General features: G+C 69.4%; 17 protein-coding genes. 1 reads left to right on the top strand and 16 read right to left on the bottom strand.

Translation table 11 applies throughout. The features are described from left to right. Nucleotides 1–12: 12 nt before the first annotated feature. On the top strand, nucleotides 13–2,130 hold the full coding sequence (locus R2910_08870; protein MEZ4413080.1) for an FTR1 family protein: 2,118 nt from the start codon (nucleotides 13–15) through the stop codon (nucleotides 2,128–2,130). Nucleotides 2,131–2,482: 352 nt separating this feature from the next. Here R2910_08870 and R2910_08875 read toward each other — a convergent pair whose 3' ends face one another. Genes R2910_08875 through ruvB form a run of 16 tightly spaced genes read right to left on the bottom strand, consistent with a single transcriptional unit; the run spans nucleotide 2,483 to nucleotide 14,325 of the window. Continuing rightward, nucleotides 2,483–3,325 carry a prolipoprotein diacylglyceryl transferase gene (locus R2910_08875; protein MEZ4413081.1) on the bottom strand — a complete coding sequence of 281 codons (843 nt, stop codon included), beginning with the start codon at nucleotides 3,323–3,325 and terminating at the stop codon, nucleotides 2,483–2,485. A 12-nt stretch (nucleotides 3,326–3,337) separates the two neighbouring features. Beyond that, nucleotides 3,338–4,378 carry a tRNA (adenosine(37)-N6)-threonylcarbamoyltransferase complex transferase subunit TsaD gene (gene tsaD / locus R2910_08880; protein MEZ4413082.1) on the bottom strand — a complete coding sequence of 347 codons (1,041 nt, stop codon included), beginning with the start codon at nucleotides 4,376–4,378 and terminating at the stop codon, nucleotides 3,338–3,340. Nucleotides 4,379–4,386: 8 nt separating this feature from the next. After that, a complete protein-coding gene (locus tag R2910_08885; protein ID MEZ4413083.1) occupies nucleotides 4,387–4,923 on the bottom strand; it encodes a TlpA disulfide reductase family protein in 537 nt (178 codons plus the stop codon). A gap of 14 nt (nucleotides 4,924–4,937) precedes the next feature. Next, entirely contained in the window at nucleotides 4,938–5,603 is a 666-nt protein-coding gene (gene rpe, locus R2910_08890) for a ribulose-phosphate 3-epimerase (GenBank protein ID MEZ4413084.1), read from the bottom strand. Then, nucleotides 5,600–6,316 (bottom strand): PASTA domain-containing protein, encoded by a 717-nt coding sequence (locus R2910_08895; protein ID MEZ4413085.1) that lies wholly within the window; start codon nucleotides 6,314–6,316, stop codon nucleotides 5,600–5,602. Before R2910_08895 ends, rpe begins: the two co-directional genes overlap by 4 nt. A gap of 32 nt (nucleotides 6,317–6,348) precedes the next feature. Further along, the gene (gene rsmB / locus R2910_08900; protein ID MEZ4413086.1) at nucleotides 6,349–7,725 is read right to left on the bottom strand and encodes a 16S rRNA (cytosine(967)-C(5))-methyltransferase RsmB; all 1,377 of its coding nucleotides are present in this window, start codon (nucleotides 7,723–7,725) and stop codon (nucleotides 6,349–6,351) included. Further along, nucleotides 7,653–8,462: a thiazole synthase gene (locus tag R2910_08905; protein ID MEZ4413087.1), complete on the bottom strand. Its 810-nt coding sequence runs from the start codon at nucleotides 8,460–8,462 to the stop codon at nucleotides 7,653–7,655. Before R2910_08905 ends, rsmB begins: the two co-directional genes overlap by 73 nt. 25 nt (nucleotides 8,463–8,487) lie before the next feature. Next, nucleotides 8,488–8,697, bottom strand: coding sequence for a sulfur carrier protein ThiS (gene thiS, locus R2910_08910; GenBank protein MEZ4413088.1), 210 nt, complete (start codon nucleotides 8,695–8,697; stop codon nucleotides 8,488–8,490). Further along, nucleotides 8,694–8,939, bottom strand: a complete 246-nt coding sequence (locus R2910_08915; protein ID MEZ4413089.1) for a thiamine phosphate synthase — start codon at nucleotides 8,937–8,939, stop codon at nucleotides 8,694–8,696. Before R2910_08915 ends, thiS begins: the two co-directional genes overlap by 4 nt. Then, nucleotides 8,882–9,313: a thiamine phosphate synthase gene (locus R2910_08920; protein ID MEZ4413090.1), complete on the bottom strand. Its 432-nt coding sequence runs from the start codon at nucleotides 9,311–9,313 to the stop codon at nucleotides 8,882–8,884. Before R2910_08920 ends, R2910_08915 begins: the two co-directional genes overlap by 58 nt. Then, a complete protein-coding gene (gene fmt / locus R2910_08925; protein MEZ4413091.1) occupies nucleotides 9,310–10,233 on the bottom strand; it encodes a methionyl-tRNA formyltransferase in 924 nt (307 codons plus the stop codon). Before fmt ends, R2910_08920 begins: the two co-directional genes overlap by 4 nt. Beyond that, nucleotides 10,233–10,769, bottom strand: a complete 537-nt coding sequence (def, locus tag R2910_08930) for a peptide deformylase (GenBank protein MEZ4413092.1) — start codon at nucleotides 10,767–10,769, stop codon at nucleotides 10,233–10,235. Before def ends, fmt begins: the two co-directional genes overlap by 1 nt. Next, the gene (yajC, locus tag R2910_08935; protein ID MEZ4413093.1) at nucleotides 10,769–11,089 is read right to left on the bottom strand and encodes a preprotein translocase subunit YajC; all 321 of its coding nucleotides are present in this window, start codon (nucleotides 11,087–11,089) and stop codon (nucleotides 10,769–10,771) included. Before yajC ends, def begins: the two co-directional genes overlap by 1 nt. After that, a complete protein-coding gene (gene tgt, locus R2910_08940) occupies nucleotides 11,089–12,264 on the bottom strand; it encodes a tRNA guanosine(34) transglycosylase Tgt (protein MEZ4413094.1) in 1,176 nt (391 codons plus the stop codon). The genes yajC and tgt overlap by 1 nt, the downstream gene beginning before the upstream one ends. Beyond that, a complete protein-coding gene (queA, locus tag R2910_08945; GenBank protein MEZ4413095.1) occupies nucleotides 12,261–13,307 on the bottom strand; it encodes a tRNA preQ1(34) S-adenosylmethionine ribosyltransferase-isomerase QueA in 1,047 nt (348 codons plus the stop codon). Before queA ends, tgt begins: the two co-directional genes overlap by 4 nt. Beyond that, nucleotides 13,297–14,325: a Holliday junction branch migration DNA helicase RuvB gene (gene ruvB, locus R2910_08950; GenBank protein MEZ4413096.1), complete on the bottom strand. Its 1,029-nt coding sequence runs from the start codon at nucleotides 14,323–14,325 to the stop codon at nucleotides 13,297–13,299. Before ruvB ends, queA begins: the two co-directional genes overlap by 11 nt. Nucleotides 14,326–14,336 lie beyond the last annotated feature (11 nt).

A 14,336-nucleotide genomic window follows, 5' to 3' on the forward strand; every position in this document is an offset into this window, starting at 1 on the left:
AACGACTTGATAATGATTCTCATTCCTGTACTGACATCTGTCTTCCTCCTCGCCGCTCCCCAGCAGGGGGTGCAGTCGCCGGCCGGCGGAGAAGATCTGGCGCCGATCGTCCAGCGCATCGCCTCGACGGTGCAGCTCGCGGCGCAGGAATATCGCATCGGGGTCTCGGGGGGCAGGGTCGTTTCGCCCGCCGAGGTGGAGGAAGCCCACCTCTTCCTGGCCGAGGCCCGCCGGACAGCCGAGCGACTCCCCCCGGAGTCCTCGACTTCGACCATTGCTGCCATTGACCAGCTGATCGCCGCCGTGAGCCGGACCGCGGATCCCGATACGGTCGCCGTGGTGGCCCGCGGGCTCACCAGTGGCCTGGCTGATCGCTATCGCGTCGATGTGGACCAGGTGCCGGGCACCGCGCCCTCGCTCGCGCGGGGGGCGCAGGTGTACCAGGAGCAGTGCGCCAGTTGCCACGGCCTCACCGGGAGCGGCGATGGGCAGGAGGGACTCGGCCTTACCCCGCCTCCGTCGGCGTTGCGGGATGGCGCGCGGCTCGTGAACGTCTCCCCGCTCGACTTCTACCGGCGCATCACCATCGGCGTGTCGGGCACCGCGATGCCGGCGTTCGAGACCCGGCTGAGCACCGCCGACCGCTGGGCTGCCGCCGCCTATGCCACCCTCCTCCGGTATCCCGCTCCCTCGGGTGATGTGCCGGCGGGACTGCGCACCTTCAGCACCACGGCCAGGATGTCGGACGCGCAGATCGCCGAGGCGCTCGGTGCCCCCGTTGGCGCGGCGGCCCCGGCTATCGCCGCAGTCCGGAGCTTCCAGGTGCAGGAGTCGGGGGTGCACGCGGAAGAGGTCCTTGCCGAGGTCAACGTCCGGCTCGACTCGGTGCTTACCCTGGCCGCCGCAGGCCAGAGCGAGGCCGCCAGTGCCGAGGCATTCGAGGCCTATCTCACCTTCGAGCAGGTGGAGTCGGGACTCCGTGCCATCGATCCCTCGCTCGCGGGACAACTCGAGGCGGGGTTCGCCACGCTGCGTGGCCGCGCGGGTGGCGGCGCCACCTCCGCCGAACTGGACGCCCTGCATGACGACCTGGTCAGCGGGCTGGCCCGCGCCGAACGGATTCTCGGCACGCCGATGACGCCGTCCGACCTCTTCGTCCAGTCGTTCGTCATCCTGCTGCGGGAGGGACTGGAGGCCATCCTGCTGATCGGAGCGCTGATCGCGTTCCTGATGAAGACCGGCAACGCCCGGCGCCGGCGCGACATTCACATCGGCGTCGGTGCCGCGGTGGTCGTGAGCCTCCTGACGGCGGTGGCGTTCGAAACCATCTTCCGTTTCTCGCCCGCCAGCCAGGAGGTGCTCGAGGGGATCACGATGCTGGTGGCGACAGTCGCCCTTTTCTACGTGAGCTACTGGCTGCTGTCGAAGATGGAAGTGGCGAAGTGGAACCGGTTCGTGAAGGGGAAGGTGCAGGACGCGCTGGTCTCGGGCTCGATGTTCGCGCTGCCGTCGGTCGCCTTCCTGGCAGTCTATCGGGAAGGGGTGGAGACGGTCCTCTTCTACAAGGCGCTGCTGGTGGCGGGGCCGACGTCGGGGGCCGTGTGGCCGGTGCTCCTCGGCATCCTCGCGGCGTCGGTCGTCCTCGCCATCGTCTACGTGATGATCAACCGGTTCGGCGTCAAGCTGCCGCTCAAACCGTTCTTCGGCGTGACGAGCGCCTTCCTCTACTACATGGCCTTCGTGTTCCTGGGGAAGGGCATTGCGGAACTGCAGGGGGGTGGGGTGGTACCGATCACGGTGGTGCCGTGGGCCCCGCAGATCGAGCGGCTCGGCATCTACCGGACAGTGGAATCGCTTACGGCGCAGGGCATCCTGGCGCTGCTCTTTGTCGGCGCACTCATCTGGACCTTCTACCTCGAGCCGCGCAGGCTGCGGGTCACCCAGGAGCTGGTTCCCGAGCCGCTGCCCCCTGATCAAGCGGCCGCCCCTGAGCCGCCTGCGATGGTTGCCAGCCTTTCGGTGCCCTTCGAATTGGACTTGCTCCGCTCGCTCGAGCGGATGGACGCCGACCTGGCGGAGTTGCGCGCGGAGGTGGAGCGCCTGAAGGCGCGCCTGCACGCAAGGCGGTAGTCGAGCGTCTTCGGTCGCTCAGGCACAAATGCAAACGGCCCGCCGATGTCGGCGGGCCGTTCGCGTATGAGAGGTGGTAGATCGCCCCCTGAGTTATACGGAGACGGGCGGATGTGCCCGCTCCAACCCTTCTTCGACCTACCACTTTCTTCCGGGGCAGCATTCACCCCTTGCTGGTCGATAACTAAAGCACCGTTCGTGCCACATTGTACAAATCGGTAACCTGTTGAAGCGTAATAAGTTGGCTTATTGCTTCGAGCCGCTGAAAAGGGCCGAAATCGTCAAAAAAGTCGACGATTTCAGCCCTCTTTTCTCAAGCTTTGTGATCTGAGTCACTTACGGTGCTGTCGAGTTACTTGACAGACCGGGTCGGTGTCATGGAAAGGTACTCCCCTGGCGGAGCCTCCCCGGCCCCCCGGAGTCGAGCGAACACGGCGGCCCCCACGAGGACGATGGCGACGCTTGTTACCTGTGCTGCCGTGAAACCAGCGAAGAACCGGTCATCCTTGGCGCGCAGGATCTCGATGAAGAACCGCTCCACGCCGGCCATCATCAGGTAGAGGCCGAGGAGGGTCCCCGTTCCCCAGTCCTTGGTGCGCAGCTTCCACAGGATCATGAATGCGATGAGCATCAACCCGGTCTCGTAGAGCTGGGTTGGGTGGACTGCCAGCACGGTCGTCGGGTCGAGTCCGGGTGGAACGGAGACGCCGAACGCGGCGAGGTTGCCCGCGGTCGACGGCGGCAGGCCCTGCGGGAATGCCACCGCCCAGGGGAGGTTGGTCGGGCCGCCGTAGTCGTCGCCCACGAGGAAGCACCCGACCCGGCCAATGGCGTACGAGGCCGCGAGCGCGGGGGCGGTAATGTGCAGGGTCCACCGCGCGGGGACGCGGAGGCGCCATCCGTTGGCGAGGACAGCCACGACGCCGCCGAGGAAGCCGCCATACCAGACCAGGCCACCGCGCGAGAAGAGCGCGCCGGGATCCTGCGTCAGGGCCACGTACCAGAGTTTGGCGCCGAGGACGCCGCCGATGAGCGCCGCCATCACGATGTCGGAGGCGTAGTTCCGGTTGAGTCCCCGGCGCTCGAGTTCGAGGCCGATGAGCCAGCCGCCGACCAGGAAGCCGACCATCATCATGATCCCGTAGCCCGTGACCTGCAGTGGGCCGAGATTGATGTTGAACGGGTAGACAGGCATCGATGCTCCGGTTCAGGCGGCGGTTGTGAAGAGTCCGGGAAGGGGCAGGCTGTCGCTCGGCTCCAGCCCGGGCCCGCTGCGTTCGCCGCGGGCGAGCCGCCACGCGCCGGCGGCCGCGATCATGGCGGCGTTGTCGGTGTTGAGGCGCGGCGAGGCGACAGCCAAACGCACCCGGGTGCCCAGTCGTTCCCGCAGCCGGAGGGCCAGCGCCCGGTTGCAGGCCACCCCCCCGCCGATCATGGCGAGCGGATACCCCAGTTCCTCGACGGCAGCGGCGGTCTTCTGCACCAGGACGTCCAGCGCCGCATCCTGGAATCCGCGGGCCAGGTCGGCTCGTTCGGCGTCGAGGTCGGTGCTCTGACGCACCGCCCGGAGCACCGCGGTCTTGAGTCCGCTGAACGAGAAATTCCAGCGATTGGGTCCGTCGCCCTTCAGGTCGCGGAGCAGCGGGCGGGGAAACACGAACTTCCCGGCTGTTCCGGTCGCCGCCAGGCGTTCGAGCGGGGCGCCGCCGGGATACCCGAGGCCGAGGAGGGTGGCCACCTTGTCGAACGCCTCGCCTGCCGCGTCGTCGAGCGTCTGGCCGAGCAGGCGGTACTCTCCCCACGCCGGGACATCGAGCAGGAGGGTGTGGCCGCCGCTCACGAGGAGCGCCACGAAGGGCGGGGCGAAGTCGGCGTCTTCCAGCGCCGGTGCAAAAAGGTGCCCCTCCATGTGGTGCACGCCGATGAGCGGCTTGCCGGTCGACCAGGCGAGCGTCTTCCCGTACATCAGTCCCACCAGGAGCGCGCCGACGAGCCCGGGTCCCGACGTCACGGCAATCGCGTCGATGTCGTCGAGGGTGGCACCGGCCTCGCCGAGCGCCCGGTCCACCACGGGAGCGATGGCGGTGAGGTGGGCGCGGCTCGCGAGTTCGGGCACCACGCCGCCGAACACCGTGTGCACGTCTTGCGAGAGGATCACGACGCTCTCGAGCGCCGGGCGCCCCTGCTCCAGCCGGACGACCGCGGCAGATGTCTCGTCGCAGGACGACTCGATGCCGAGGACGCGCATCGGGTGGGTCAGCTCTGCTGGTCGAGCAGCCGCTCGATCAGGTCCCGGTTGGCCTTGGAGCTCCAGTCGTGCGTGCCGATGATCCGCTTGATGATCACGCCGTTGTGGTCGAGCAGGAAACTCTCTGGCACGCCCGTGGTCTGGTAGATGCGCTGGATCTCCCCGCTCCGGTCGAGCAGGAGGTCGAAGGTCAGGCCCAGTTCGGTCCCGAAGGCGAGCACGCCGGCCGGGTCGCCATCGTCGATGCTGACGGCGGCCACCTTGAAACCGCGGGGTGCAAGATCCTTGTAGGCGGCCTCCATGGCGGGCATCTCTTCCCGGCATGGGGCGCACCACGTGGCCCAGATATTCACCAGCGTGACCTGCCCGGCGTACTTCTCGCGAAGCGAAACGGTGTCGTTGGTCGCGAGATCCAGGACCCGGAAGTCCGGGGCCTTCTTGTTGACCGCGACGCCGTAGTTGTCCGGGCTGTTCTTCACGAGCGCCACGGCCCCGACGACCATCGCGATGACGATTGCGCCGACGACCATCCACTGCTTGGACATGATTGTGCTCTTCCTCAGGCCCGTGCCATGCACAGGCGATGGAGTTCATTGACGGCGCCGCCCAAAAAGGCGGCGCCGAAGATGGCGGTGCCCGCCACAAAGGTGTCCGCGCCGGCGGCGTGCGCCTGCGCGATGGTCTTGGGCGTGATCCCGCCATCGACCTCGAGGCGGGCGCCCGACCTCCGGGCATCAAGCAGTGCGCGGACGCGACGAATCTTGTCGGTGGCGGCCGGGATGTACGACTGCCCGCCGAATCCGGGGTTCACCGACATCACCAGCACCAGGTCGAGGTCGGCCACGACTTCCTCGATGAGCGCGAGCGGCGTCGAGGGATTGAGCGCCAGCCCCGCCGCCATCCCGTGGGCGCGCACGGTGGCCAGGTGTCGCTGCACATGCACCGTCGCTTCGGGATGAAAGGTGAACACGTTCGCGCCGGCGGCGGCGTACTCCTCGATATACTGCTCCGGCCGCTCGACCATCAGGTGGACATCAATCGGACAGTCGGTGATCCGGCGGATCGCCCGGATCATCGGCGCCCCAAAGGTGAGGTTCGGCACGAAGTGGCCGTCCATCACATCCACGTGCATCCATTCGGCGCCGCCCGCGAGGGCCTTCTCCACCTGCTCCGGGAGGCGCGCGAGGTCGGCGCTGAGCACGCTGGGTGCGATGATCGGGTTCACGGGGTCCTCTCCAGGGTCAGGTCCACTCTGCTCCGCCGGGGGAGGCGCACGCCGGGGGAGGGTCGCTGTTCCAGCACCACACCGGGCCGCGACCCGGGCCGGCTCTCATACCGGACGTAGCCGACCAGCAGGCCCAGCGCCTCCAGGCGTTCGGCGGCCTGGTCGCGGTTCAGGCCCCGGAGGGTCGGCACCTGAATATCGGCGGGCCCGCGGCTCACGACCAGCGTCACATCTTCACCCGGCCGGCGGACCACCCCCAGCCCCGGCCGTGTGGCCAGCACGGTGCCCGGGACGGTAAGGGAGGCCACCGAGTCGATGGAACCCACCCGGAAGCCCGCCTCGCGCAGGACGGAGATGGCCAGGTCCAGGTCGAGGTTCACCACATCGGGCACCACGGACGCTTCCGGCCCGGTGCTTACTGTCAGGCGGACCACAGCGGAGGGAGGCAGCTGCATATCGGGCGGTGGATCCTGCCAGACGACGACACCGCCGAGCGCCGTGGGATGCGGCACCTCCGATTCACGGCGCACCCGAAATCCCGCCGCCTGAAGCGTCTTCTCCGCCGAGGTGTAGGGCTGGCCGATCACGCTGGGGACCAGATTGCCGGTGTCCGAGATCGGCGCCGGAAAGAGCACCACGGCAGCCAGGAGGTAGCCCAGCAGGGAGGCGCCCCCGAGAACAGCCAGCCAGGTGAGGAAGCGCCGGCTGACCAAGGGTGTGGACGCTGGAGTATGCCGCCGAACCTTCACGAAGCCCGCCGGAGCCGCGCCGCGAAGGCGCCGTCGGTGCCATGTCGATGCGGCAGGAGTGTCAGGTCTCCCGCCTCCGACAGGCATTCTTCGGGGACTGTCCGTGATGGTTCGCGCTGAAATTCGGGGTGTGCTGCAAGGAAGCGTGCCACCTGCTCCTCATTCTCTTCCGGTTCGAGGGAACATGTGGCGTAAACTAACAGCCCGCCCGGTCGCACCGCCCCCGCGGCACCCTCGAGCAGGTCGGCCTGCGTCCTGGCCAGTTCCCGCAAGGCCTCCGAGGTGACCCGCAGGCGTGCGTCAGGGTGCCGCGCGAAGGTGCCGGTGCCGAGGCAGGGGGCGTCGAGCAGGACGCCATCGAGAGGGCGTGTCGGGGGGGAGGCCGCGTCGGCGATGACCAGAAATTCCCGTCCCGATCCCGACCGCCGCAGGTTCTCGCCGAGGCGGGTGGAGCGCCGCCGGCTTCGCTCAGCCGCCACCAGCATGCCGGCCGTGCGACCCAGTGCGATCGCCTTGCCGCCCGGGGCCGCGCAGGCGTCGAGCACCCGGCCGCCGCTGGGAAAGTCCGCGAACCGCGCCACCAGCGCCTGCGCCGCGTCCTGTACGAAGAAGGCGCCATCGGCGTATCCAGGGAGCTCGCCTGGCCGGGTGGTTTCCACCACGAGTCCCGCGCCGAACGGGGCGGCGTCATTCGCCACACCCGCGGCGTCGAGGCGTTCACGCAGCGTGGTGAGGTCCTCCCGTGCCGCCTGCAGCACCAGCGGCGGGCGCCCGTTGTTCCAGCGGAGCAGCGCCTCGGTGTCCGCGGCGCCGAAGCGTGCGACCCAGCCGGCCACCAGCCATTCCGGGTGGCTGTGCGCGCGCGCGAGCGAGGCGACCGGATCGGCGGAGGCGACGGCCGGTGCCGGCGTTGCTTCCCGGCCGAGACGCCGGAGCACCGCGTTGACGAAACCCGCTGGGGCCTTGCCGGCGATTTCCCGCGCGAGGTCGACGGAGGTGCTAACCGCCGCGTGGGGCGGGACCCGGTCGAGGTGGATCAGCTGATAGGCGCCGACGCGGAGCAGGTCGCGGAGGGGAGGGGAGACGGAGTCCCAGCCGAGCCTGATGAGGCGGGCGAGGCGGTCGTCGAGGGAGTCCTGGGTGCGGAGCACACCGCCCGCGAGTTCGTGGGCGAGCCGGCGATCGGCGTCACCCAGCCCTTCAATGGCGCCGCTCAGGGCGGCATCGAAGGGCCGGCCGTCGCGCACGTCGCGGAGAATCGTGAGGGCGGCGCGCCGCGCGTCGACGCCGACGGGCTCGGTCAGCGCAGCATCCCCGAGGTCGGACTGGAGGGGACGGCGGTCTCGCGGCGGGGCATCCGCCCGGCCCGCCAGGCGGCGCGCCCCGCCTCAACCGCGTGGCGCATGGCCCACGCCATGAGCACCGGATCGGCGGCCTCGGCGAGCGCCGTGTTCATCAGGATCCCGTCCACGCCCTGTTCCATGGTGAGGCAGGCATCGCTCGCCGTTCCGACGCCGGCGTCCACGATGACCGGCACCGTGAGCCGGCGCTTGATGGTGCGGATGGAGTAGGGGTTCAGCAGTCCGAGCCCGCTCCCGATCGGCGACGCGAGGGGCATGACGGCGGCACAGCCCGCCTCCTCGAGCCGGAGGGCGGTGATGAGGTCGTCGTTGGTGTAGGCGAGGACCTTGAAGCCCTCCTTCACCAGGGTCCGGGTGGCGGCGAGGAGCCCGTCGGTATCGGGGAGGAGGGTCTCCTTGTCCCCGATCACCTCGAGCTTGATGAACTCGTTGAACCCCGCCTCGCGCGCCAGCCTCGCGTACCGGACCGCCTCGTCGGCGGTGTAACAGCCGGCGGTGTTGGCCAGGAGGAAGTATCGGTCGGCGGGGAGGTGGTAGAGCACGCCCTCTTCCTTGGTGCGGTCGAGGTCCACGCGCCGCACCGCGACCGTCACGACGTGGGCGCCGGAGGCCTCGATGGCACGTGCCGTCTGGAGGTTGTCGCGGTACTTGCCGGTACCAACCAGCAGGCGGGAGCGGAAACGCTGGCCACCGATTTCCAGGGGCGCGTCGGGAGTGTCACTGGGCGGGGTTGCGAGGATGTCTGTCATGCGGGGAAAGATAACGGCGTGGCGGCTACCCGCCTCCGACGAAATGGACCAGCTCGATCACGTCGCCGTCGGCCACCGGGGTGTCGGCCAGGCTGGGGCGGCGGATGATGACGCGGTTCTGCTCGACCACCACGGCGCGCGGGTCGAGTCCGAGGTGTTCGAGGAGGCCGGCGAGGGAGATCGGCGCCGGTACTGCACGCTCGTCGCCGTTGACGGTAATGGTGAGTTCGGTCATGCTCCGCTGCTCCACGGGGTCAGCAGTTCCATTGCGGCGGCATACGCATCGGGCACGTGCCAGAGCGCGCGGATGGCGGCCACCCCCCACGCGCCGGCCTCCCTCAGGTCGGTGGTGCGCGCCGGAGTCATGCCTCCGATGGCGATCACCGGAGTGCCGAATGCGGCCACCTCGGCGAGCACGTTCAGGCCGAGTCCCGCCCGGCCGGGATGCGATGCGGTCTCGAAGATGGTCCCCAGCAGGAGATAGTCCGCGCCTCGTCGATCGCCTCCCGGGACTCCGCCACGCCATGCACCGAGCGACCGATCCACCCGGGCCCAGGACGCGCCGCGCGTCCCCACCGAGAGGTCGCCCGCCTCCAAGCTGCACCCTGCGCATCGACGGCCCGCGCCAGGTCGGGACGGGCGTTGATGATGACCGCGGCCTCCGCGGGAGTTGCGAGCGACGTGAAGCGCGTGGCGCACTTGGCCAGGAAGGCGGCGGAACTGTCTCGTCCCCGCACGTGCAGCGCCGCCGCCGGCCCTGCGGCGGCGATCGCCGCGGCCCGGATCCCGACGTCGGCGTCCGCGAGGATCGCGTCGTCCGTGATCGCGTGGAGTCGCGGGAGGGGCCTCACCCCAGCCGGTCCCCGACCGCGAGGGGACGCCCGCGCAGCCACTCCGCCGCGGCCATCCGTCGCCCGCCGGCCGCCTTGACCTCCGCCACCTGCACGGCCCCCTCCCCACACGCAACGACCAGCGCCTTGTCGGCCTGCAGCACCTTTCCCGGCGTGCCCTCTCCTTCTGCGAGCCGCGGGGTGAAGAACTTCACCTCCCCCGCCGGGCCTTCAGTCCATGCCCCCGGCCATGGATCGTACGCGCGGATGTGCAGCACGACCTCGACCGCGCTCCTGTTCCATGGCACCCGAGCCGCTGCTCTGGAAACCTTTGGGGCAAAGGTCGCATCGGCCTCGTGCTGGGCCTCCGGTTTGAGGTTCCCCGCGTCCAGACCGTCCACCACCTCCAACAGCGCCTCCGCCCCCAGCTCGGCCAGGCGGGCGGTGAGGATGTCGGCGGTGTCTTCCGCGCCGATCGGGAGTTCGCGCCGGAGGTACACCGGCCCGCTGTCGAGCCCCGCCTCCATCTGCATGATGCTCACGCCGGTCTCCCGATCGCCGTGCAGGATGGCCGCCTGGATCGGCGCCGCACCGCGCCACCGCGGAAGGAGCGAAGCATGGACGTTGATCATTCCGCGGGTCGGGATGGCCAGGATGTCGGGCTTGAGGATATGACCATAGGCGGCGACGACACCGAGCTCGGCGCGGTGGTGCCGCAGCGTCGCGGCGAAGAGATCGCCCACGGGGCGCTCCGGCTGCAGGACGTCGAGTCCGGCGGCCAGCGCCGCCACCTTGACCGGCGGGGGAATGAGCTTGGATCGGGAGCGGCCGTGGGGTCGGTCCGGCTGGGTCACCACTGCGACCACGTCGTGGCCGCCGCGGCGGAGAGTGTCGAGCGAGGGCACCGCGAATTCCGGTGTCCCGAAGAAGACGATGCGCATCAGGGGGTCCGGCCGGAGGGCCGCGCAACCTCCCGCAGGAGGCCGTCGCCCTCCTTGTGTTCGCGGCGGTACTTCGCGACCAACAGCCGCCGCTTCATGGGACTCAGCCGATCCAGAAAGAGGATCCCGTCAAGGTGGTCGATCTCGTGCTGGATGGCGCGGGCCAGGAGCCCCGCCGCTTCGAGGCGGTACGGGGCGCCCTGCTGATCGGTCGCCTCGAGGACGATTCTTTCGGGACGCGTCACCTCGCCGTAGACGTCGGGAATCGAGAGGCACCCCTCTTCTTCGCGGGCCTTGCCGGACGCCTCGGCGATGACCGGATTGATCATCGCGATGCGGGATCCCTCCGCATCCACGACGGCAATGCGAATCGCCATTCCGATCTGGTTGGCCGCGAGACCGACCCCTTCGGCGCCGTCCATCGTCTCGAACATGTCCTCCACCAACCGACGCACCTCGTCCGTCACCTCGGGCACCGGCGCCGAGGGTTCCCGGAGCACCGGGGAGCCGAGGAGGTGAATGGGCAGCAGCGACATCAGGCCGGCGTGTTGGGTGCGGCGGTGTCGCCGACCTGGACGATGCGGGCGCGGTGCACCACGACGGTGCTCTCGCCGCTGGTGATGGTCACTTCCTGCTCCTTGATGCTCTTCACCTTGCCCATCAGGCCGCCGGAGGTGATGACCTCGTCCCCCTTCTTCAGGGCCTCGAGCATGGCGGCGTGCTTCTTCCTCGCCTGCGACTGGGGCCGGAGGATGAGGAAGTAGAACACGGCGCCGATCAGGCCGATCTGCAGGAGGAGGACGGACATGCCGCCGCCGGATCCGGCTGCCGGGGCCATCAGGGAAAGAGCATGCATCACGATTCGCCTTTCGAGTGGTAGCGGCGGAGCCACTCGCGGCTCCAGCCATCAAAGGTTCCGGCCAGGATGTGGGTGCGGGCCATCTCACCCAGCCGGACCAGGAACCGGACATTATGAATCGACACCAGGCGGAGGCCCAGGATCTCCTCGGCCACGAACAGGTGGCGCAGGTATCCGCGACTGAAGGTCGCGCAGGTCTCGCAGTCGCACTCGGGGTCGAGCGGCTCCTTCGAGAGCCGGTGGATCGCGGCGCGCACGTTCACCTTGCCGGTCGAGATCCAGGCCGAGCCGTGCCGGCCGTTGCGCGTCGGGGCCACACAGTCGAACAGATCCACCCCGCGGGCGATCCCCTCCAGCAGGTCCTGCGGAAACCCCACCCCCATAAGATAACGCGGGGTGGCCCTGGGCAGGACGGGGGCCAGCCCCTCCAGGACCGCGTGCATGACCGGCTTCGGCTCGCCGACGGAGAGGCCCCCGATCGCGATGCCGGTCCAGGGGCCCTGCTCGAGGATTCCCTCGAGGGAGGCACGACGCAGATCGGGATGAGTTCCACCCTGAACAATTGGCCACAGTGTTTGGGCGACGCCCCCCCTCTCCACTTGCTGGAGAGGGGGACGGGGGGCGAGGGCAAGTTCCGTGTGCCTTGCCTTGCACCGCGCGAGCCAGCGGAGCGAGCGCTCCATCCCTTCCTTCGCCAGGGTATGGTCGGCGCCGCCAGGGACCACGTGGTCGAACTGCATCGCGATGTCGGCACCGAGCGCCCACTGGATCTCCACCGACTTCTCGGGGGTGATGGTCCGGTGGCTGCCGTCGACATGGCTCTGGAAGGCCACGCCCTCCTCGGCGATGGTGCGGAGCCCCTCCAGCGAGAACACCTGGAACCCGCCGCTGTCGGTCAGCATCGGGCGGTTCCAGTGCGAAAAGGCGTGGAGTCCGCCCAGGGATTGCACCACGTCCTCGCCGGGGCGGAGATGCAGGTGGTAGGTGTTGCCCAGCATCACCTGCGCGCCGGTGCGTTCTACCTCGACGGGATGGAGTCCGCGCACCGTGCCGTAGGTGCCCACCGGCATGAATGCCGGTGTGGCCACCTCGCCGTGCGGGGTGTGCAGGGTGCCGGCGCGGGCCTCGCCTTGGGTGCCGTGAAGGGTGAAGGAGAAGGGGGCGTCGGTCACAGGATGCACATCGCGTCCCCGTAGGAGTAGAACCGATAGCGCTCGGCCACGGCGTGCTGGTACGCCGCCATCATGGTGTCGTAGCCGGCAAAGGCCGCCACGAGCATCAGCAGGGTGGAGCGGGGGAGGTGAAAGTTGGTCACCAGGCGATCGACCACCTTGAACTTGTAGCCCGGCGCGATGAGCAGGCGCGTCTCCGCGGCTCCTGCGCGCACCGCCCCGGTCGCGTCCGCGGCGCTTTCCAGCGCGCGGACCACCGTGGTGCCGACCGCCCAGACCGCGGCGCCGCGTGCGCGGGCATCGCGCACCGCGTCGGCGACCTCCGCAGGAATCTCGTAGCGTTCCGGGTGCATCGGGTGCGCGGCGATCTCCTCCTCCTCGACCGGCTTGAAGGTACCGGGGCCGACTTCGAGGTCCAGCGAGACGATCCGCACGCCGCGTCCCCGGAGATCCGCCAGCATGGCGTCGGTAAAGTGCAGCCCGGCGGTCGGCGCCGCCACGCTGCCCTCACGATCGGCGTAGACCGTCTGGTAGCGGATTTCGTCCTCCGCCTCGGGGTCACGGTCGATATACGGAGGGAGTGGCAGCCGGCCGAACAGTGCAATCGCTTCCTCGGCCGGCATGCCGACGAAACGGACCCGGCGCTCTCCCTCGGGAAGCACCTCGAGCGTCTCGATCTCCGCCCCGTCGCCCAGGGTGATCCGCTTTCCCGCGCGCATGGCGCTGCCCGGCTTTCCAATGGCGAGCCAGCTGCCATCGGTGGAAGGGTGGAGCAGCAGGACCTCGGCGGGCGCCCCCGAGGGCCGGGTCCCGAGGAGACGGGCGTGGCGCACCCGGGTGGAGTTGAGCACCAGCAGGTCGCCGGCGGGGATGATCGTCGGGAGGTCGGCGAACTGGCGGTCTTCCAGCCCTGCGGCCCCGCTACCCCGCCTGACAAGCAGCAGCCGGCTGTCGCCCCGCTCGGTGCCGGGGGTCTGGGCAATCAGTTCCGGGGGGAGATGGTACGCGAAGTCGGCGGTGCGGAGGGGACGGTCAGCCGTCAAAGATCGTGGCCTGTCCGGGTGGCGGCGTGATGCCGAAGCGGCGATAGGCGTTGGCGGTGGCGCACCGGCCGCGCGGCGTGCGCTCGAGGAAGCCCTGCTGGATGAGATAGGGCTCGTACACCTCCTCGAGGGTGCCGCTGTCCTCGCCGACGGCCACCGCGAGGGTGTTGAGGCCCACCGGTCCGCCGTTGAACTTCTCGATCAGCGTGGTGAGGATCCGCGCGTCCATGTCGTCGAGCCCGAACTCGTCGACGTTGAGCCGCGAGAGCGCCTCCCGCGCCACCGGTCCGGTAATCTTTCCCTCCGCCCGAACCTGGGCGAAGTCGCGCACCCTGCGCAGCAGCCGGTTGGCCACGCGCGGCGTGCCGCGGCTGCGCTTTGCGATCTCCAGTCCGCCCTCGGCGTCGGTCGGCACCTGCAGCAGCGCCGCTGACCGCGTCACGATCCGCTCCAGGTCCTCCGCCGGATAGAAATTCAGCCGCTCCACCATCCCGAACCGGGCCCGCATCGGCGGCGTGAGCAGGCCGAACCGCGTCGTGGCGCCCACCAGCGTGAAGCGCTCCAGCGTCATCGGGATGGTCTGCGCGTTCGGCCCGTCGGCAATCCGCACATCCACCCGGAAGTCTTCCATGGCGGAGTAGAGGAATTCTTCGAGTGCCGGGCGCATCCGGTGGATTTCATCGATGAAGAGGATGTCGCCCGGCCCGAGCGTGGTCAGCAGCCCGACCAGGTCGCCGGCCTTCTCCAGCACCGGGCCGGACGAGGTCCGCAACTGCACGCCCATTTCCCGCGCCATCAGCATGGCCAGGGTGGTCTTGCCGAGTCCGGGAGGACCGAAGAAGAGGGTATGGTCGAGCGCCTCGCCCCGTCCCCGGGCCGCGTCCATGGCAATCTGAAGAGACGCCTTGACCTGCTCCTGCCCGACGAATTCGTCGAGGCGGGAGGGCCGCAGGGCGGCTTCGGCGCCGGTCTCTTCGGGGAGGGCGTCCGGGGTGGTGACTTCGAGGCGCTGGGCCATCGTGACGGGGC

The sequence above is a fragment of the Gemmatimonadales bacterium genome (assembly GCA_041390145.1).
Lineage (GTDB): Bacteria > Gemmatimonadota > Gemmatimonadetes > Gemmatimonadales > GWC2-71-9 > SPDF01.